The 18,206-nt window shown below is 50.9% G+C and carries 21 protein-coding genes and 1 other annotated feature; of the genes, 12 read left to right on the forward strand and 9 right to left on the reverse strand.

The features are described from left to right. Positions 1 to 88: 88 nt before the first annotated feature. Positions 89 to 679, forward strand: coding sequence for a nucleotide exchange factor GrpE (grpE, locus tag OLG56_RS05680; RefSeq protein WP_001518875.1), 591 nt, complete (start codon positions 89 to 91; stop codon positions 677 to 679). 34 nt (positions 680 to 713) lie between these two features. Here the strand turns inward: grpE and OLG56_RS05685 are convergent, their stop codons facing one another. The 3 genes from OLG56_RS05685 to OLG56_RS05695 form a co-directional block, all read right to left on the reverse strand. Then, complete coding sequence (locus OLG56_RS05685) at positions 714 to 1,319, reverse strand: DUF6630 family protein (protein ID WP_061377541.1); 606 nt, start codon at positions 1,317 to 1,319, stop codon at positions 714 to 716. A gap of 129 nt (positions 1,320 to 1,448) precedes the next feature. Continuing rightward, entirely contained in the window at positions 1,449 to 2,735 is a 1,287-nt protein-coding gene (locus OLG56_RS05690; protein ID WP_127908301.1) for an HlyC/CorC family transporter, read from the reverse strand. Between the two features lie 19 nt (positions 2,736 to 2,754). Then, positions 2,755 to 3,546, reverse strand: coding sequence for a cytochrome C assembly family protein (locus OLG56_RS05695; RefSeq protein WP_001537507.1), 792 nt, complete (start codon positions 3,544 to 3,546; stop codon positions 2,755 to 2,757). A 165-nt stretch (positions 3,547 to 3,711) separates the two neighbouring features. Here OLG56_RS05695 and ffh point away from each other — a divergent pair, with 165 nt between their 5' ends. From ffh to rplS, 6 genes are all read left to right on the forward strand, one after another. Further along, the gene (ffh, locus tag OLG56_RS05700; RefSeq protein WP_000460052.1) at positions 3,712 to 5,073 is read left to right on the forward strand and encodes a signal recognition particle protein; all 1,362 of its coding nucleotides are present in this window, start codon (positions 3,712 to 3,714) and stop codon (positions 5,071 to 5,073) included. A 135-nt stretch (positions 5,074 to 5,208) separates the two neighbouring features. Next, complete coding sequence (locus tag OLG56_RS05705) at positions 5,209 to 5,928, forward strand: hypothetical protein (RefSeq protein ID WP_001518348.1); 720 nt, start codon at positions 5,209 to 5,211, stop codon at positions 5,926 to 5,928. A 161-nt stretch (positions 5,929 to 6,089) separates the two neighbouring features. Then, positions 6,090 to 6,338 (forward strand): 30S ribosomal protein S16, encoded by a 249-nt coding sequence (gene rpsP, locus OLG56_RS05710; RefSeq protein ID WP_000256453.1) that lies wholly within the window; start codon positions 6,090 to 6,092, stop codon positions 6,336 to 6,338. Positions 6,339 to 6,356: 18 nt separating this feature from the next. Then, positions 6,357 to 6,905, forward strand: coding sequence for a ribosome maturation factor RimM (gene rimM, locus OLG56_RS05715; protein WP_000043266.1), 549 nt, complete (start codon positions 6,357 to 6,359; stop codon positions 6,903 to 6,905). Positions 6,906 to 6,949: 44 nt separating this feature from the next. Further along, positions 6,950 to 7,717, forward strand: coding sequence for a tRNA (guanosine(37)-N1)-methyltransferase TrmD (trmD, locus tag OLG56_RS05720; RefSeq protein ID WP_000469807.1), 768 nt, complete (start codon positions 6,950 to 6,952; stop codon positions 7,715 to 7,717). Between the two features lie 40 nt (positions 7,718 to 7,757). Next, entirely contained in the window at positions 7,758 to 8,105 is a 348-nt protein-coding gene (gene rplS, locus OLG56_RS05725; RefSeq protein WP_000065257.1) for a 50S ribosomal protein L19, read from the forward strand. 156 nt (positions 8,106 to 8,261) lie between these two features. On the opposite strand, the gene dgcN is transcribed toward rplS, so the two are convergent. Continuing rightward, on the reverse strand, positions 8,262 to 9,482 hold the full coding sequence (gene dgcN, locus OLG56_RS05730; protein ID WP_001030985.1) for a diguanylate cyclase DgcN/YfiN: 1,221 nt from the start codon (positions 9,480 to 9,482) through the stop codon (positions 8,262 to 8,264). Further along, positions 9,475 to 9,993 carry a regulatory sequestration protein YfiR gene (yfiR, locus tag OLG56_RS05735; RefSeq protein ID WP_001212379.1) on the reverse strand — a complete coding sequence of 173 codons (519 nt, stop codon included), beginning with the start codon at positions 9,991 to 9,993 and terminating at the stop codon, positions 9,475 to 9,477. The genes dgcN and yfiR overlap by 8 nt, the downstream gene beginning before the upstream one ends. A 439-nt stretch (positions 9,994 to 10,432) precedes the next feature. On the opposite strand from yfiR, the gene aroF reads away from it, so the two are divergent. From aroF to OLG56_RS05750, 3 genes are read left to right on the forward strand one after another with little or no spacing between them, the layout of a single operon-like run. Continuing rightward, positions 10,433 to 11,503: a 3-deoxy-7-phosphoheptulonate synthase AroF gene (gene aroF / locus OLG56_RS05740; RefSeq protein ID WP_001168062.1), complete on the forward strand. Its 1,071-nt coding sequence runs from the start codon at positions 10,433 to 10,435 to the stop codon at positions 11,501 to 11,503. Between the two features lie 9 nt (positions 11,504 to 11,512). Beyond that, a complete protein-coding gene (gene tyrA / locus OLG56_RS05745) occupies positions 11,513 to 12,634 on the forward strand; it encodes a bifunctional chorismate mutase/prephenate dehydrogenase (RefSeq protein ID WP_000225191.1) in 1,122 nt (373 codons plus the stop codon). A gap of 57 nt (positions 12,635 to 12,691) precedes the next feature. Beyond that, positions 12,692 to 13,600: an SMP-30/gluconolactonase/LRE family protein gene (locus OLG56_RS05750; RefSeq protein ID WP_000210994.1), complete on the forward strand. Its 909-nt coding sequence runs from the start codon at positions 12,692 to 12,694 to the stop codon at positions 13,598 to 13,600. Here the strand turns inward: OLG56_RS05750 and pheA are convergent. The 4 genes from pheA to bamD all read right to left on the reverse strand — a co-directional run bounded on the left by pheA (position 13,561) and on the right by bamD (position 16,319). Then, positions 13,561 to 14,721: a bifunctional chorismate mutase/prephenate dehydratase gene (gene pheA, locus OLG56_RS05755; protein WP_061377539.1), complete on the reverse strand. Its 1,161-nt coding sequence runs from the start codon at positions 14,719 to 14,721 to the stop codon at positions 13,561 to 13,563. The two genes, OLG56_RS05750 and pheA, sit on opposite strands and share 40 nt — an antisense overlap. A 22-nt stretch (positions 14,722 to 14,743) precedes the next feature. Then, positions 14,744 to 14,869 (reverse strand) — a sequence feature (Phe leader region). After that, the gene (pheL, locus tag OLG56_RS05760; protein ID WP_010989056.1) at positions 14,821 to 14,868 is read right to left on the reverse strand and encodes a pheA operon leader peptide PheL; all 48 of its coding nucleotides are present in this window, start codon (positions 14,866 to 14,868) and stop codon (positions 14,821 to 14,823) included. (Overlaps the previous feature by 48 nt.) Positions 14,870 to 14,971: 102 nt before the next feature. Beyond that, positions 14,972 to 15,310 carry a ribosome-associated translation inhibitor RaiA gene (gene raiA / locus OLG56_RS05765; protein WP_000178449.1) on the reverse strand — a complete coding sequence of 113 codons (339 nt, stop codon included), beginning with the start codon at positions 15,308 to 15,310 and terminating at the stop codon, positions 14,972 to 14,974. Between the two features lie 271 nt (positions 15,311 to 15,581). Continuing rightward, the gene (bamD, locus tag OLG56_RS05770) at positions 15,582 to 16,319 is read right to left on the reverse strand and encodes an outer membrane protein assembly factor BamD (protein WP_000197660.1); all 738 of its coding nucleotides are present in this window, start codon (positions 16,317 to 16,319) and stop codon (positions 15,582 to 15,584) included. A 131-nt stretch (positions 16,320 to 16,450) separates the two neighbouring features. Here bamD and rluD point away from each other — a divergent pair, with 131 nt between their 5' ends. Beyond that, entirely contained in the window at positions 16,451 to 17,431 is a 981-nt protein-coding gene (rluD, locus tag OLG56_RS05775) for a 23S rRNA pseudouridine(1911/1915/1917) synthase RluD (RefSeq protein ID WP_061377538.1), read from the forward strand. After that, entirely contained in the window at positions 17,428 to 18,159 is a 732-nt protein-coding gene (yfiH, locus tag OLG56_RS05780) for a purine nucleoside phosphorylase YfiH (protein WP_061377537.1), read from the forward strand. Before rluD ends, yfiH begins: the two co-directional genes overlap by 4 nt. Positions 18,160 to 18,206: the final 47 nt, after the last annotated feature.

Genomic DNA, 18,206 nt, shown 5'->3' on the forward strand with positions numbered 1-18,206 from the left:
ATGTGAGTACTTCCCTTGAAACCCTGAATCTGATCCCCATAATAAGCGAAGTTAGCGAGATGAATGCGAAAAAAACGCGGAGAAATTCATGAGTAGTAAAGAACAGAAAACGCCTGAGGGGCAAGCCCCGGAAGAAATTATCATGGATCAGCACGAAGAGGTTGAGGCAGTTGAACCAAACGATTCTGCTGAGCAGGTGGATCCGCGCGATGAAAAAATTGCGAATCTGGAAGTTCAGCTTGCAGAAGCCCAGACTCGCGAACGCGACACCGTGTTGCGCATCAAAGCGGAAATGGAAAACCTGCGCCGTCGTACTGAACAGGACATCGAAAAAGCGCATAAATTCGCTCTCGAGAAGTTCGTCAACGAATTGCTGCCGGTAATCGATAGCCTGGATCGCGCGCTGGAAGTCGCAGACAAAGCCAATCCGGATATGGCGGCAATGGTCGAAGGGATTGAGCTGACGCTGAAGTCTATGCTGGATGTGGTGCGTAAGTTCGGCGTGGAAGTGATTGCTGAGACCAACGTGCCGCTGGACCCGAACGTGCATCAGGCGATTGCGATGGTGGAGTCGGAAGAGGTTCCGGCAGGCAATGTGCTGGGTATTATGCAGAAAGGCTATACGCTGAACGGTCGTACCATTCGCGCGGCGATGGTGACTGTAGCGAAGGCGAAGTAAAAGTCTGATGGCCGATGTAAAGTCGGCCATTTTTTTAGCTTAAAAAATCCTGCACTTCGAGCCATGGAGTGTCGAAGTCAGCTATTTGTTCGTACTCATCCATAGGTAAAACAAATATATTATAGGCATCAGTGCCTTCATTGAGACTGGCTATCTGAAAGCCACGTTCGTTGAGCCGGCTTTGAATGCGCTCAAATATCTCATCGACGTAACGGTCGCCTTTTTTGCAGACTTTGCCTATTTCATCATATCTGGTGAGTGCCAGTAGTCGCGTTTTTAGTTCATCTGTACTGGCAAAATCTTTTGTCAGGCCATAATAACGATTGGCCGCAAAAGTGGCGAGCAGACCTTCTTCACCCTCCCCCTTGTAATCGATTTCTTCAATAACGCCTTCAGTACGTAGAACCTGCATGAATGCCTGTAACAATGCACGATTGTCTAAATCACCGCCACTGCAATCAAGCACTTCCACCATCCCGTAGTCATCGTCCTCGTCGTCTTCAAAACTGGCAGGATCGCTGGCGAGGCGGGAGACGATATTGGGCCATAAATCTGGCGTTTCCTTTAAGAAAATGCTGGCCAGCTTTTTTAAATATTCAGCAAACGCCAGATCCCATTCAACAACGTAATCATCGTACATAGTATGGTTTTCCTTTCCATTAATAAGCTTTTATTGTGTCACTATTCCGGAGAGGAGATGAATGAATAAAATCTTAATTAACAAGGAAAACGGCAAACCATTGGCTGCCGTTTTAAGAAAGGAGGAGGGTTATTCAAGAATACTCTCGCGCAGCGGCTTTACCGGTACAACCTTTACCTGCTTAATCATATTTTCCTGTACATCGAGAATATCGATATCGTACTGCTCAATGCGCACGCGCGTGCCAGCAACCGGAATTTCCTCCAGCGCCTCCAGAATCACCCCGTTGACGGTGCGCGCGTCATCTTCCGGCAGGTGCCAGTTAAACGCTTTATTGATTTCCCGGACGTTGGCGGTACCGTCAATAATGACCGAACCGTCGTTTTGCGGCGTGACCTCTTCCGCCAGTGTCGGCGACATCGATGTGGTGAAGTCGCCAACGATCTCCTCGAGAATATCTTCCACGGTGACCAGCCCCTGGATATCGCCATATTCGTTGACGACCAGTCCGACTTTCTTTTTATTGCGCTGAAATTTGATCAGTTGCGTACTGAGCGGCGTACCTTCCGGGACGTAATAGATTTCATCGGCGGCGCGCAGCATCATCTCTTTGGTGAACTCTTTTTTCTCGGCCATTAACCGCCAGGCTTCGCGCACGCGCAGCATACTGATGGCGTCATCCAGCGAATCGCGATAGAGCACGATGCGTCCGTGCGGGGAGTGGGTAAGCTGCCGCTCGATAGATTTCCAGTCGTCATTGATATCGATCCCGATAATTTCATTACGCGGCACCATGATGTCATCCACGCTGACTTTTTCCAGGTCGAGAACCGACAGCAGCATATCCTGATTGCGGCGAGAGATTTGCGAACGGGATTCATGCACGATAGTGCGTAATTCCTCTTTGCTTAACGACCCGCTGACCACGATGTCCGTTTTAATTCCCATCAGACGCATCAGCAGGCGGGTGATGGTGTTAAGTAACCACACCAGCGGCATCATCAGTATCTGTAACGGCGCCAGCAGGAAGCTGCTGGGATAGGCCACTTTTTCCGGATAGAGCGCGGCGATAGTTTTGGGCAGGACTTCGGCAAAAACTAACACGACAAACGTCAGTACCCCAGTGGCGATAGCCACGCCGGCGTCGCCGTAAAGCCGCATACCCACAATCGTGCCGAGCGCCGAGGCAAGAATGTTGACCAGGTTATTGCCGATCAGCACCAGGCTTATCAGTCGGTCGGGTTTACGCAATAATTTTTCTACCCGTTTTGCCGAGCGATTACCTTGCTTCGCCATATGGCGTAAACGGTAACGGTTTAGCGTCATCATTCCAGTTTCGGAACCGGAAAAATAGGCCGAGATGACCACCATGATGATTAATATGATAATCAGCGTGGTGGTGGAAATGTGTTCCAGGGGAAACTCCTTTAAAAGCTTAGCTTACAAATTGCTGTAATATGCGGCTACCAAAATAGGCCAGCGTCAGAATACCCGCGCCTGCGACGTTAAACCACACGACCCGCCGACCCCGCCAGCCCTCATGGTAATGCCCCCACAGCAGAACGATATAAACAAACCATGCCACGATAGAGAGCACGGCTTTATCAATATTTTCAGTACTGAACAGGTTATGCATGTAAAACAGGCCGGTACACAGAGTAAGGGTCAGCAGTACGACGCCAATCTGCGTGATATGAAACATTTTGCGCTCAATACTCATCAATGGCGGCATTTCATTACTAAACGCCAGCTTTTTGTTCTTCAACTGATAGTCGATCCACGCCAGCTGTAGCGCATACAGCGCGGCGATTATCAGCGTCGCGTAAGAGAAAAGCGACAGACCGATGTGCACCATCATGCCTGGGGTCGCTTCCAGATGCGTAATATATTCATTAGGCATGAACGTGGCGAAGGCCAGGTTAATCAGCGCAAAAGCATAGACAATGGGCAGAAGTAGCCAGCCGCGATTACGCGACGCGACAATGGTCATTACCGTGCAGATCATCAGGCTGACCAGCGAACCGACATTCAGCAGGCTCAGGTTTTGTCCACTGTCGCCGCCGGGCAGAATACGCGATTCCAGCGCGACAGCATGGCACACCAGCGCGATGACCGCAGAAAGAATAGCCATACGCCGCCAGCCGCTGTTTTTTTGCAACAGTCCGGGAACGATCAGCGCGAGGCTGAAGGAGTAGGCGACAAGGGCAAGTAAAGCAAAAACGGGCATAGTTGTGTCGACAGTTGACCAGTGAGAAAGAGAAGCAGTATAGCGTTACGTGACCGCAGCTCCAACCGTTGCATAACAACAAAGACGGCTTCATGGTATACTGTGGCGAAATTCTGTAACTGTGTCGCTGCGGCGACCAACCGTTTCCACCCCAGGCGAGAGACAATGTTTGATAATTTAACCGATCGTTTGTCGCGCACGCTGCGCAATATCAGTGGCCGTGGGCGCCTTACTGAAGACAACGTTAAAGAGACGCTGCGCGAAGTGCGCATGGCGCTGCTGGAGGCTGACGTTGCGCTGCCGGTAGTGCGTGAGTTCATCAATCGCGTAAAAGAGAAAGCGGTTGGTCATGAAGTTAACAAGAGCCTGACCCCAGGGCAGGAGTTCGTCAAGATTGTCCGTAGCGAACTGGTTGCGGCGATGGGCGAAGAGAACCAGACGCTGAATTTAGCTGCGCAGCCGCCAGCCGTAGTATTGATGGCGGGTCTGCAGGGGGCGGGTAAAACCACCAGCGTCGGTAAGCTGGGTAAATTCTTGCGCGAGAAGCACAAGAAGAAAGTGCTGGTCGTCTCTGCCGACGTCTATCGCCCGGCGGCGATCAAACAGCTCGAAACGCTGGCTGAACAGGTTGGCGTGGATTTCTTCCCGTCTGATGTCGGCCAGAAACCGGTTGATATCGTCAACGCCGCGCTGAAAGAAGCGAAGCTCAAATTCTACGACGTGCTGCTGGTGGATACCGCCGGTCGTCTGCACGTTGACGAAGCGATGATGGACGAAATCAAACAGGTCCACGCTTCTATTAAGCCAGTAGAAACGCTGTTTGTCGTCGATGCGATGACCGGTCAGGATGCCGCGAATACCGCAAAAGCCTTTAACGAAGCGCTGCCGTTAACCGGCGTGGTGCTGACCAAGGTCGATGGTGATGCGCGTGGCGGTGCGGCGCTCTCTATTCGTCATATCACCGGCAAGCCGATTAAATTCCTCGGTGTCGGCGAGAAAACCGACGCGCTGGAGCCGTTCCACCCGGATCGTATCGCCTCACGTATTCTCGGCATGGGCGACGTACTGTCTCTTATCGAAGATATCGAAAGCAAAGTTGACCGCGCACAGGCTGAAAAGCTGGCGACCAAACTGAAGAAAGGCGACGGTTTCGACCTGAACGACTTCCTGGAACAGCTCAAACAGATGAAAAACATGGGCGGTATGGCCAGTCTGATGGGCAAATTACCGGGCATGGGGCAGATTCCGGACAACGTTAAATCGCAAATGGATGACAAAGTGCTGGTGCGTATGGAGGCGATCATCAATTCGATGACGCTGAAAGAGCGCGCGAAGCCGGAAATCATCAAAGGTTCCCGTAAACGCCGTATCGCACAAGGCTGTGGGATGCAGGTGCAGGACGTTAACCGCCTTCTGAAACAGTTCGACGACATGCAGCGCATGATGAAGAAAATGAAGAAGGGCGGGATGGCGAAGATGATGAGAAGTATGAAGGGGATGATGCCGCCAGGCTTCCCAGGCCGGTAATAACGGTATCGCGTCAATTTTTTCTGAAAATAGCGGGCAAGTGATGTAACCAGTATCACAGCGTCATCGACAGGGATTAAGATTTCCAGAGCGCCCCTACGGGCGCTCTACTTTTATCAATGGAAGGATATGAAGATGGCCAGGATCGTGGTTTATGATTCTCCTGAGGCACTGTTGTCAGCATTTATCGACTCTGAAGAACAGGCTTTGCTTGACCAGGTTCAGGGGGATGTTTTCCCTCTCGAGCACTATTCGATAAAAAAATTGCTGCCAAAAGCCCATCGCTATCTTAGCCGGGAAGATGCTGTGCGTTGCTATTGCCATTGGCTAAGGGTTACGACGAGTATTCCACTTTTGCCAGATGGAGAGTTCCCTTGTCTGATTGAGGCCTATGAACGTTTTCTGACGCTCGATGAGTATGTTAGTGAATATAAGCGTAGCTACTATCTATTCTGTTTTGGCTATGGGCGTGATGTTTCGCTGACAAGCGGGAAAACGACGAATATGGCGCAGGTGAAAGATTATCGGAAGGTTATGGAGCATCCATTTAAGTACACTAGCCTGCCAGGACAGCGTGCCAAAGTGCAAGGGTTTAAGCAATTTACGCCCTATGCCGAGCGGATCTATGAGATCCTACCGTTTTGCCGGGATGATATTCTGGCATATTGGGGGCTGTTGCTGATTGTGCTGTTATCTCCGTCGACACAGAACCGCATGTTGGATGATTTTTTTAATGGCAAATGGGCGCTGGGCGCAGATGAGTATACCAGGCTACAGCAGACGGTTGAGGCGATACTACCGTTTTGCGAATCTGATGAGCATCGATTTGCTGATTTACTTGCTCGTCTGGCGTAGCCGACGGGAGGGGAGGTCTTTTTCATTAGGTTTTCCAGGGCTGTTTAGCAACTGCTGATTGCAATTTTCCCAGAAATCAGTAAAATTTTCGGGCTTTTAATATGACGCCGGGCTCCGTTCCTCGATGGGGCCCGGTTGTTTTATTCACACAAGAGGATGTTATGGTAACTATTCGTTTAGCTCGTCACGGCGCTAAAAAGCGTCCGTTCTACCAGGTTGTTGTCACCGACAGCCGTAATGCACGCAACGGTCGCTTCATTGAGCGCGTTGGTTTCTTCAACCCAATCGCTAGCGAAAAAGAAGAAGGCACCCGCCTGGATCTGGATCGCATCGCTCACTGGGTTGGCCAGGGCGCAACCATTTCCGATCGCGTTGCGGCGCTGATCAAAGAAGTAAAAAAAGCAGCTTAATCTGTCACGGTGGTCATGATGAGCAAGCAACTCGCCGCACAAGTACCCGCTGAACCGGTTGTACTGGGGAAAATGGGTTCTTCATACGGTATCCGTGGTTGGCTCAGAGTGTTTTCCTCCACTGAAGACGCCGAAAGCATTTTTGACTATCAGCCCTGGTTTATCCAGAAGGCGGGTCAGTGGCAGCAGGTACAGCTGGAAAGCTGGAAGCACCACAATCAGGATCTGATCATCAAGCTGAAAGGCGTTGACGATCGAGATGCCGCGAATCTTCTGACGAATTGCGAAATTGTCGTGGATTCCTCGCAACTTCCTGCGCTTGAGGAGGGAGACTACTACTGGAAAGACCTGATGGGCTGCCAGGTAGTCACCGCTGAAGGCTACGATCTCGGTAAAGTTATCGACATGATGGAAACCGGGTCGAATGACGTTCTCGTCATTAAGGCGAACCTGAAAGATGCATTTGGTATCAAGGAACGACTAGTACCGTTCCTCGATGGGCAGGTTATCAAGAAAGTCGATCTCGCTACTCGTACTATCGAAGTAGACTGGGATCCTGGTTTTTAAACCACCGAATAAACGGTAATAAATGGCGTTATGGGGATTGGCTTGTGTTTATTGGCATAGTTAGCCTGTTTCCTGAAATGTTCCGCGCAATTACCGATTACGGGGTAACTGGCCGGGCAGTAAAAAAAGGCCTGCTGAACATCCAAAGCTGGAGTCCTCGCGACTTCACGCATGACCGGCACCGTACCGTGGACGATCGTCCTTACGGCGGCGGACCGGGGATGTTAATGATGGTGCAACCCTTGCGGGACGCCATTCACGCAGCAAAAGCCGCGGCAGGTGAAGGCGCTAAAGTGATTTATCTGTCGCCTCAGGGACGCAAGCTTGATCAAGCGGGCGTTAGCGAGCTGGCCACGAATCAGAAACTCATTCTGGTGTGTGGTCGCTACGAAGGCGTAGATGAGCGCGTAATTCAGACCGAAATTGATGAAGAATGGTCAATTGGCGATTACGTTCTCAGCGGTGGCGAACTACCGGCAATGACGCTGATTGACTCCGTCGCCCGGTTTATACCGGGAGTTCTGGGGCATGAAGCATCAGCAATCGAAGATTCGTTTGCTGATGGGTTGCTGGATTGTCCGCACTATACGCGCCCTGAAGTGTTAGAGGGGATGGAAGTACCGCCAGTATTGCTGTCGGGAAACCATGCCGAGATACGTCGCTGGCGCTTGAAACAGTCGCTGGGCCGAACCTGGCTTAGAAGACCTGAACTTCTGGAAAACCTGGCTCTGACTGAAGAGCAAGCAAGGTTGCTGGCGGAGTTCAAAACAGAACACGCACAACAGCAGCATAAACATGATGGGATGGCATAGGCCCCCGAATATCAGTTTACCCAGGATAAGAGATTAAATTATGAGCAATATTATTAAGCAACTTGAACAAGAGCAGATGAAGCAGAACGTACCTTCCTTCCGTCCGGGCGATACCGTGGAAGTGAAAGTATGGGTTGTTGAAGGTACCAAGAAACGTCTGCAGGCATTCGAGGGCGTGGTTATCGCTATTCGTAACCGCGGTCTGCACTCTGCATTCACTGTTCGTAAAATTTCCAACGGCGAAGGCGTTGAGCGTGTCTTCCAGACTCACTCTCCGGTAGTTGACAGCATTGCTGTTAAACGTCGTGGTGCTGTTCGTAAAGCTAAACTGTACTACCTGCGTGAGCGTACTGGTAAAGCGGCTCGTATCAAAGAGCGTCTTAACTAAGAACGCGCTTTCGCAACATCCGAAAGCTTGTAGAAAAGAAGGGGCTGGCATTACGCTGGCCCCTTTTTTATGGGTTTGCTCCACGCCATAGACGGTTGCATGATTAGGCTGGGTCTGTGGTCTCAACGCTGAGTCAGAAACGGCCAGGCCCGTTCCTTAGTTTAGAGAGCGTTCCGCACGCCGGTGTTTAGCCTGATACATATTTCGATCGGCTAGTTCTTGTAGTTTTTCGGCAGTGGCATGTTCCCATGTCAGCGCAAAGCCAATACTCAGGGTCATCGTTATTCGCTGGCCGTTATGCAGTTCAAAAGGTCGATTAAATGCCTGGGATAGCGCTGCGCAAATACGTTGTACTTCATATTCCGAATGTACATCGTAAAGCACCATCGCAAATTCATCGCCGCCGAGTCGGTAAGTTTGATAACGGCTACCACCGAATTCCGCTAATCTTTTGGCAACCTCTATAAGTACGCGGTCGCCTGCCGCATGTCCCCAGGTATCATTAATATATTTAAAGTTATCGCCATCCAGAAATAACAATGCCGAACTGCTACGAGCGGAATTGTCCTTCATCAGCGCGTTAATACAGCTGCGAAATGCCGCGCGATTGGCAAGCCCCGTCAGCGGATCGTGCAGCGCGGTACGTAGTAACTGGGCATTTTTAGCCTGAAGCCGTAGCTGCCATTCTTCCATCTCATCCAGAAGGCTATTGAAATCCTGCGCAAACAGGTGAAATTCCGCAATACGCTCATCAGGTACCCGGCGTGAAAAATTTCGGTTAGTGCGAACGTCGTGTACAACTTCAGTAATATTTTGCAGCGCATCCACAACGCCATTGTGTAAATAACGCGTGAGCAGCAGGGCAATGCCGGATGCCAGCAGAATACATCCTGTCAGCACTGCCAGCGATAGCCAGATAAAATGACCAATAAGGCTGTCGCGGGCGACAAGCCGTACTTCGCCGATGGCCCTTCCGTTGTGCCAGACGGGTTGCGATACCGGCAATGGAAAAAGCCAGTGGCTAATTAAGCCGATGAGCTTATCGTCTGCGGCTCGCGCATCATAGCGCCATGAGGCGATAGTACGGCCATTTTTATCGCGGACCTCCGCCGCTGAAAATTGTCCCTGGCGTCCCAGTGTGGCGAGCGTTTCCGCTGCGGCCGCGTTATCGGAAAATACCAGTGCCGCTTCAAGGCTATGGGCCATTGTGGCGGCGGTCAAATCGAGATTCTTTTGCGCATACTGTTTGAGCGTAAGGACAGACGCAACGCAAATTAATAGCCAGATCAATGTCATCGTAAGCAGCACGCTGATTATACTAATCCGCCGAAGTGTGCGTTTAAATGTTGGTCTGGACAGAGAAAATTCCTTATTCATGCTTTTGATTCCGTGCAAGCATTAATACTTCTGGATTTACTCTCACGCCGCTATGCGAGAGGGAGTCCAGGTTGACGGAAAATTTGACTTCATCATTGTTAATGATCAGACAAAATGCGCTGCCAATAATACATTCGGTGTTTTGCTCGGCAATTAATAACAAAGCATTAACTGGATAATGACGCGTTAACTCCACCTGATAAGCTGGCGATTCATTGCCAAAGTAAAAACCATCACAGCGGGCGCTCAGGGCTTCTTGTGTGGTACGGATGACAAGCGGTTGATAAGGGAAAGCCCAGTCAGCCTCTTCGCTAAGTACCCTGACAAAACGCGCAGATGAAAATATGCATAGCCTTGGCGGCCCGGATAACGCCGGCCAGTGTGTATAACTGACGATACCGGAGACGATGGCGCGTACGGATTTCTCTTCTTCCGTGACGCGTTGAGCATACAGAGGCAAGCTGGCTAATAATAGCGATAACAGAAGGATAAATCGGTGAGAAAAACGCATTAACAAGTCCCCACCATCTTCAGTCGTAAAGCATTAAAATACATCCGTGATTGTTTGTAGCAAAATAACATTATTTTGCCATATCGTCATTATGTCTTATTGATAATATGAATAATTTAATTGGCGTCCCTGATATTAAATTCTTGTGATTATGGTATTAATCACCCTATATCAGAAAGTAAAAATATGTGTGCGGAGAAAAAATAATCAAAAAATAGCGAGCATCGCTCATTTTACCGCTTTTCTGAGGCTGGGAATAAAATAATTCACTTGTTGTGTAAAGTTTTTGATACAAAATAAAGGGGTTTAATCGACTATTTTGCATGGTGTAAAGTTTATTTTACGTAATATGGATTGAAATCTTTACTTTTTGTGGTATGGTTTAAACATCCTCGTGGAGGATCAACTATCGCAAACAAGAAAAGACAGGATCGCCATCATGCAAAAAGACGCGCTGAATAACGTACGTATCACCGATGAACAGGTATTAATGACGCCGGAGCAGCTTAAAGCGGCCTTTCCGTTGAGTCTGGCGCAGGAAGCGCAGATAGCGCAGTCCCGGGGAATCATTTCTGACATTATTGCCGGGCGCGATCCGCGTCTGTTGGTGGTATGCGGTCCTTGTTCTATTCACGATCCTGAAACCGCTCTGGAATATGCCCGTCGATTTAAAGCCCTTGCCGCAGAGGTCAGCGATAGCCTCTATCTGGTAATGCGCGTCTATTTTGAAAAGCCGCGGACTACCGTCGGCTGGAAAGGGCTGATTAACGATCCTCACATGGATGGCTCATTTGATGTGGAAGCCGGGTTGAAAATAGCGCGTCAGCTACTGGTGGAACTGGTGAATATGGGGTTGCCATTGGCGACCGAAGCGTTGGATCCGAACAGCCCGCAATACCTGGGCGATCTGTTTAGCTGGTCGGCGATAGGCGCGCGCACAACCGAATCGCAAACCCACCGCGAAATGGCGTCTGGTCTTTCTATGCCGGTCGGCTTTAAAAACGGCACGGATGGCAGCCTGGCGACAGCGATTAACGCCATGCGCGCCGCTGCGCAACCTCATCGTTTTGTTGGCATTAACCAGGCCGGTCAGGTTGCGTTATTGCAAACCCAGGGAAATCCGCATGGCCATGTAATTCTGCGTGGCGGCAAAGCGCCAAACTATAGCCCGGCAGATGTCGCTCAGTGTGAAAAAGAGATGGAACAGGCGGGACTACGTCCTTCGCTGATGGTAGATTGCAGTCATGGTAACTCCAATAAAGATTATCGCCGCCAGCCAGCCGTTGCCGAATCTGTGGTTGCGCAGATTAAAGATGGCAATCGTTCAATCATTGGCTTAATGATTGAAAGTAATATTCATGAGGGTAATCAGTCTTCCGAACAGCCGCGCAGCGAAATGAAGTATGGCGTTTCCGTCACCGATGCTTGTATTAGCTGGGAGATGACCGATGCCCTGTTACGTGAAATTCATAAAGATTTGAGCGGCCAGCTGGCGGTGCGCGTCGCATAAGAGGTTGTTATGGTTGCTGAATTGACCGCATTACGCGATCAAATAGATGATGTCGATAAAGCGTTGTTGAATTTACTGGCTAAGCGCCTGGAACTGGTTGCCAAAGTCGGCGAGGTGAAAAGCCGTTTTGGCCTGCCTATTTACGTGCCGGAGCGTGAGGCCTCTATGCTGGCTTCACGACGGGCGGAAGCGGAAGCGATCGGTGTCCCGCCCGATCTCATTGAAGATGTCCTGCGCCGGGTAATGCGTGAATCTTACTCCAGCGAAAATGATAAGGGGTTCAAAACGCTTTGTCCTTCTCTGCGTCCGGTCGTCATTGTGGGCGGCGGCGGACAGATGGGGCGTCTGTTTGAAAAAATGCTCACGCTGTCGGGCTATCAGGTCCGTATTCTGGAACAGCAGGACTGGCCGCGCGCCAGGGACATTGTTGCCGATGCCGGAATGGTGATCGTCAGCGTGCCGATTCATGTTACTGAACAGGTCATAGCGCAACTGCCGCCCTTGCCGTCCGACTGTATTCTGGTCGATCTGGCATCGGTGAAAAGCGGTCCGTTGCAGGCAATGTTGGCGGCCCATGATGGCCCCGTGTTGGGCTTGCATCCGATGTTTGGTCCGGACAGCGGGAGTCTGGCGAAGCAGGTGGTGGTCTGGTGTGATGGGCGTCAACCGGAAGCGTATCAGTGGTTCCTTGAGCAAATCCAGGTGTGGGGCGCGCGGTTGCACCGAATTAGCGCTGTCGAGCACGATCAGAACATGGCTTTTATCCAGGCGCTGCGCCACTTTGCTACCTTCGCTTATGGGCTGCATCTGGCGGAAGAGAACGTCCAGCTTGAGCAGCTTCTGGCGCTATCATCGCCGATTTATCGACTGGAGCTGGCGATGGTCGGGCGTCTGTTCGCCCAGGACCCGCAGCTGTATGCGGACATTATTATGTCGTCGGAGCGCAATCTGGCGCTTATCAAGCGTTACTATAAACGTTTTGGCGATGCGATCGGATTACTGGAACAGGGTGATAAGCAGGCTTTTATCGACAGTTTTCGCAAAGTTGAACACTGGTTTGGCGATTATGCCAGACGCTTCCAGAATGAAAGCCGTGTGTTATTGCGTCAGGCGAATGACAGCCGACCATAATGATGACATCTATACTAAAAGCCAGCTTTGCTGGCTTTTTTCGTTTAAGGAACCGTTATGACTACGCCGCACGTTTTATTTGATTATGTCGGACATCTACCAGAATGCCCCACATGGAGCGAGGATGAAAGCGCGCTGTATTGGACCGATATCCTGGAACAGGAGATCCATCGTTACCATCCGGCGAGCGGGACGCATAGCGTGCTGGCGTTTCCGGAAGAGGTGGGCTGTTTTGCCTTGCGTGAGCAGGGCGGATTTATTGTGGCCATGCGTCATGCTATCTGGCTGGCCGATAAAAATGGATTATTGCAGCGTAAGGTTTGCGACAATCCCTCTAATACGAAACTGGCGCGTTTCAACGATGGCGGCACTGATGGCGATGGACGTTTTTATGCCGGAACGTTCTGGGCGCCAGGTGACTATAATGGCGCGTTGCTGATGCGGATCAATCATGACCTGACGGCAAAAGTGATCCAGTGCGATATTCAGGGACACAACGGCCTGGCGTTCAGCCCGGATAACCAGTGGATGTATACCTCCGATACGCCGAATGGCGTGATATACCGCACATTGCTTGATAAGCATGGCGAACCGGGCAAGCGTGAACTTTTTCGCCATTTTGGCGAAGGAGAAGGACTTCCCGACGGCGCGGCGATGGATAGCGAAGGGTGCTACTGGAGCGCGATGTTTGACGGCTGGCGCGTGGCGCGTTTCTCACCGCAAGGAGAGCAGCTGGAAGAGTACCGATTGCCGGTACGTTGTCCGACGATGGTTTGCTTTGGCGGCGCAGACATGAAAACGCTGTTTATTACAACTACCAGAGAAAATATGTCTGCTCAGGAAGTGGCGGATTATCCGCTCTCCGGCGCCATCTTCACCCTGCAGGTAGCCGTCGCAGGGATGAAGAAAAGCCGTTTTATTGAACGTCAGGCAGGTTCTACCGGCACGACGTTTTCGCTGGGATAGCAGCCAAGCACTTTCATTGAGCGCGTGATCTCGCCCAGCTCTTTTAGCGCGCTTTGCATTACCTGCGACTCCAGGTTCGCCTGAACATCGAGATAAAACATCTCTTCCCACGGATTGCCGTGAATGGGGCGCGACTCCAGTTTCGTCATGATGAGATTGTGGTTACGCAGCACCAGCAGCGCTTCGACCAGCGCGCCAGCCTGCTGCCCGGTGGCGATTAACAGAGTGGTTTTTGCCGGAACCTGATCGGAAACGTTGATGGCTTTGCGCGCCAGTACCAGAAAGCGGGTGATATTCTGCGTCTGGTTTGCGGCGATGCGTTCCAGCACCTGTAAACCGTGCAACATGCCGCCTGCCTCGCTGCCGAGCGCCGCGACGCGCGGAGAGTTCGCCTGCGCGACTTTTTCCATCGCTGCCGACGTACTCTCGGTATAGTCGATTTTCCAGTGCGGATAGCGGCTCAAAAACTTACTGCACTGCTGGAACGGCTGCGGATGGCTGTACACCGTTTCGATGGTATTCAGATCCGTAGCGCCGGAAACCAGCACGCAGTGATCGATAGTGACGGTCATCTCACCGACAATCGACAGACTGGTGTGTTGCAATAAGTCGTACACATCGTTGATAGCGCCGGAGCTGGTGTTCTCTATCGGAACCACGGCGTAATCGGCCTGGCCGGTTTCGACCTGATGAAAAATATCGGTGAATTTTGCGCAACCGCTCTCAATAAATTGCTCAAAATGGCGTGCAGCATACTGGCGCGCCGCGAGATGAGAATAGGAGCCTTTCGGCCCAAGAAACGCAATACGTGCCGAATGAGGGTGAGTATTATTCAGATGTTGTTGCAGCAGCGCCTGCTGAGTAAGCACGGAGTCTTCAATGATAAGCTGGAACAGACGGGTAATGTAGTGTGCGTCGAGATGGTGGGCTTTACCGAGATGGATGAGTTTGTCCAGCAGCGCGCGTTCACGATCGATATCCCGAACCGGACGATGCGACAGTAGTTTTGCTTGTCCCACTTCAATCGCCAGCGCGCGTCGTTTTGCCAGTAAGGCCAGTAACTCTTCGTCTAAAGCGCTGATTTTATCTCGCAGCGCCAGTAATGGGTTTTCCGATGTCATAGTGTTGCCTTTTTTGTTATCAATAAAAAAGGCCTCCCGGTGGGGGAGGCCTTCTTGTTCGTCTTCGCATTCTTTATCACATGACGAAACGCCTCCCGGTCAGGGGAAGATAAAAAAGAATGCGAAGAAAAACCGGGTTAGCTTCATAACTGTTTCCTTTGTGTACGTAAGTACAGTACCCGTACTGTTTTAATCCTGTCAACAAAAAACGCGCCCGAAGGCGCGTTGGCGATACACTCAATGTAAGGGACTACTCTTCTTCTGCTTCGACGAAGCTGGCATCTTTCACCGATGCGGTGGCACGACGGGCTTCGCCTTTGTGCTGCACTTTATTGAGCTGCCGTTCCAGCTTGTTGATCAATTCATTAATAGCGGTGTACATATCTTCGTGTTTTGCGCTGGCGACCAGATGTCCGTTCGGTGTATTAATGGTGGCGTCAGCAATAAAGCCCTGTGGCTCTTTAGACAGAATGATATGAGGATTAATCAGGTGAGTTTGCCATTTTTCCAGTTTGGCGAGACGGTCTGCGACATGTTGGCGGATTGCCGGAGTAATTTCCATTTGTTTACTGGTAATGTTCATTGTCATAAATTTTACCTCTTGTCTTTCCCGTCTTGGTGATTCCAGCATACCGTTCTTAATGTCAAAATGTGTGATGTAAATCACATTATTTTGTCACTTTTTGTCAAGGCGAACTTTTTGTGAGGCATCGCAGGAAGAAGCGATCTTTTACTTGAGGAATGGCTGAAAGCAGGCCATATTTGACTGGATGCGTTGCAGTGAAATCATTTCTGTTGCATCAGATATCGAATAAAAAAACGGCAGCCGGAAGGCTGCCGTTTTGCTTGTTGGTATTGCTTCAGGTGTTTTTGCTGTTAGCGGCAATAATTTTCGCGACTTTGTCAGCCTGCGCATTCAGCTGCATCTGACGATAGGCGTTTTCCATCAGCGGCAACGCATCGCGCGTGGCCTGCGTATCAGGATAATTGCGTAGCATACCTTCTACCCGGTTTACGACCGCAACCCATGCGCCGCGCGCGGTATAGTACTCTGCGACGGAATATTCATATTTCGCCAGACGGTCTTTCAGGAATACCAGACGCTTAGTGGCGTCGGTGGTGTACTGGCTATTAGGATAGCTGCGTACCAGTTTCGAAAAGTCATTGAACGCCGCCCGCGCATGTTGCGGATCGCGATCGCTGCGATCGACGCCAAAGAAACCTTGCAGCGCGCTATCATCCAGCGCCATGTTCGTCAGGCCGCGCATGTACATGACATAGTCAATATTAGGGTGCGTTGGATTAAGACGCATAAAACGATCGATGGCGGCCTGCGCTAGCGGCAAATCGGCGTTTTTGTAATAGGCGTAGATAAGATCCAACTGCACCTGCTGAGAATACGGTCCGAATGGATAACGATTATCTAACGCTTCCAATTGCGTTATTGCCTGTTTCCAGTTACCGTCCTGCAGCTTTTGCTGAGCAGTCGCGTAGATTTCATTCGGCGGATTATCGGGCACCTCTTCCTTTGAACCCGAGCAACCCGCCAGAAACAGGCTCAACGTGGCTGCTGCCACCAGATATTTCATGCGCGTCATGACGTTTTGACTTTCCTCAAAATGTTTTACGGGAGATTCTCTGTTCCTGCTCCCGGTTAAGACCAGCTACAATAGCACACTATATTAAACGGCAAAGCCGTAAAACCCAACGTTAAACGAAGAAGCTGTATATGGCACAACGAGTACAACTCACCGCAACGGTCTCCGAAAACCAACTCGGTCAACGCTTAGATCAGGCTTTGGCCGAAATGTTCCCGGATTATTCACGTTCGCGTATAAAAGAATGGATTTTGAATCAGCGCGTGTTGGTCAATGGTCAACTTTGCGATAAGCCAAAAGAAAAAGTGTTAGGCGGCGAGCGGGTGGCTATTGATGCGGAGATCGACGAAGAGATTCGTTTTGAAGCGCAGGATATCCCGTTAGATATTGTTTATGAAGATGACGATATTCTGGTTATCAACAAACCACGCGATCTGGTGGTACATCCTGGCGCGGGTAACCCGGACGGTACGGTACTGAACGCGTTGCTACATTATTATCCGCCGATTGCGGATGTTCCGCGCGCGGGCATTGTGCATCGTCTGGATAAGGACACGACGGGGCTGATGGTGGTGGCCAAAACCGTTCCGGCGCAAACGCGCCTGGTGGAGTCTTTGCAGCTGCGCGAGATCACCCGCGAATATGAAGCGGTCGCGATCGGACATATGACGGCGGGAGGAACGGTGAATGAACCCATCAGTCGTCACCCGACCAAACGTACCCATATGTCGGTGCATCCCATGGGCAAACTGGCGGTGACCCACTACCGCATTATGGAACATTTCCGTGTGCACACGCGTCTTAGGCTGCGTCTGGAGACCGGGCGTACGCACCAGATCCGCGTGCATATGGCGCATATTACGCACCCGTTAGTGGGCGATCAGGTCTACGGTGGTCGTCCACGTCCACCGAAAGGCGCATCGGAAGAGTTTATTTCCACGTTGCGTAAGTTTGACCGCCAGGCGCTTCATGCAACGATGCTGCGTCTCTACCATCCTGTATCGGGTATCGAAATGGAGTGGCACGCGCCGATTCCACAAGATATGGTGGACCTTATCGATGCGATGCGCGCCGATTTCGAAGATCATAAAGATGATGTGGACTGGTTATGAATGCACTGATTGTCCCGCAGTGGCCGCTGCCGAAAGGCGTCGCAGCCTGTAGTTCTACCCGTATTGGCGGGGTGAGTTTACCGCCTTACGATTCGTTGAATCTGGGCGCGCATTGCGGCGATAACCCGGAGCATGTTGAAGAGAACCGCAAGCGTCTGTTTGCGGCGGGCAATCTGCCTTCGAAACCTGTCTGGCTTGAACAGGTTCACGGTAAAAATGTGTTGAGGCTTACCGGAGAACCTTATGCCTCCAAACGTGCGGATGCGTCTTACAGCAATACGCCAGGAACCGTCTGCGCGGTAATGACGGCAGACTGCCTGCCTGTGCTATTCTGTAACCGTGAGGGAACAGAAGTGGCGGCGGCTCATGCGGGCTGGCGCGGATTATGTGAAGGCGTACTGGAGGAAACTGTCACCTGCTTTGCTGACAAACCAGAAAATATCATCGCCTGGTTAGGTCCGGCGATCGGCCCGACCGCGTTTGAAGTGGGGCCGGAAGTGCGTGACGCATTTTTAGCAAAAGATGCGCAAGCCGATAGCGCATTTTTGCCGCACGGGGAAAAATTTCTGGCGGATATTTATCAGCTTGCACGCCAACGTCTGGCGAATACCGGCGTTGAACATGTCTATGGCAGGGATCGCTGCACCTTTAGCGAAAGTGAGACTTTCTTCTCTTATCGTCGCGACAAGACGACAGGTCGTATGGCAAGTTTTATTTGGCTGATATAACCTAAAGAATCAAGACGATCCGGTACGGGTAACTTTCTTTTCACATA

Origin of the sequence: Salmonella sp. 2018103 (genome assembly GCF_026247685.1) — a bacterium.
Taxonomy (GTDB): domain Bacteria; phylum Pseudomonadota; class Gammaproteobacteria; order Enterobacterales; family Enterobacteriaceae; genus Salmonella; species Salmonella enterica.

Bases quoted from the DNA above. Each gene is read 5' to 3' on its own strand.
- raiA (WP_000178449.1), bottom strand. From the start codon at position 15,310: ATGACAATGAACATTACCAGTAAACAAATGGAAATTACTCCGGCAATC.
- rimM (WP_000043266.1), top strand. From the start codon at position 6,357: ATGAGCAAGCAACTCGCCGCACAAGTACCCGCTGAACCGGTTGTACTG.
- rluD (WP_061377538.1), top strand. From the start codon at position 16,451: ATGGCACAACGAGTACAACTCACCGCAACGGTCTCCGAAAACCAACTC.
- yfiR (WP_001212379.1), bottom strand. From the start codon at position 9,993: ATGCGTTTTTCTCACCGATTTATCCTTCTGTTATCGCTATTATTAGCC.
- grpE (WP_001518875.1), top strand. From the start codon at position 89: ATGAGTAGTAAAGAACAGAAAACGCCTGAGGGGCAAGCCCCGGAAGAA.
- rpsP (WP_000256453.1), top strand. From the start codon at position 6,090: ATGGTAACTATTCGTTTAGCTCGTCACGGCGCTAAAAAGCGTCCGTTC.
- aroF (WP_001168062.1), top strand. From the start codon at position 10,433: ATGCAAAAAGACGCGCTGAATAACGTACGTATCACCGATGAACAGGTA.
- pheA (WP_061377539.1), bottom strand. From the start codon at position 14,721: ATGACATCGGAAAACCCATTACTGGCGCTGCGAGATAAAATCAGCGCT.
- bamD (WP_000197660.1), bottom strand. From the start codon at position 16,319: ATGACGCGCATGAAATATCTGGTGGCAGCAGCCACGTTGAGCCTGTTT.
- OLG56_RS05705 (WP_001518348.1), top strand. From the start codon at position 5,209: ATGGCCAGGATCGTGGTTTATGATTCTCCTGAGGCACTGTTGTCAGCA.
- OLG56_RS05685 (WP_061377541.1), bottom strand. From the start codon at position 1,319: ATGTACGATGATTACGTTGTTGAATGGGATCTGGCGTTTGCTGAATAT.
- yfiH (WP_061377537.1), top strand. From the start codon at position 17,428: ATGAATGCACTGATTGTCCCGCAGTGGCCGCTGCCGAAAGGCGTCGCA.
- ffh (WP_000460052.1), top strand. From the start codon at position 3,712: ATGTTTGATAATTTAACCGATCGTTTGTCGCGCACGCTGCGCAATATC.
- rplS (WP_000065257.1), top strand. From the start codon at position 7,758: ATGAGCAATATTATTAAGCAACTTGAACAAGAGCAGATGAAGCAGAAC.
- OLG56_RS05695 (WP_001537507.1), bottom strand. From the start codon at position 3,546: ATGCCCGTTTTTGCTTTACTTGCCCTTGTCGCCTACTCCTTCAGCCTC.
- dgcN (WP_001030985.1), bottom strand. From the start codon at position 9,482: ATGAATAAGGAATTTTCTCTGTCCAGACCAACATTTAAACGCACACTT.
- tyrA (WP_000225191.1), top strand. From the start codon at position 11,513: ATGGTTGCTGAATTGACCGCATTACGCGATCAAATAGATGATGTCGAT.
- OLG56_RS05750 (WP_000210994.1), top strand. From the start codon at position 12,692: ATGACTACGCCGCACGTTTTATTTGATTATGTCGGACATCTACCAGAA.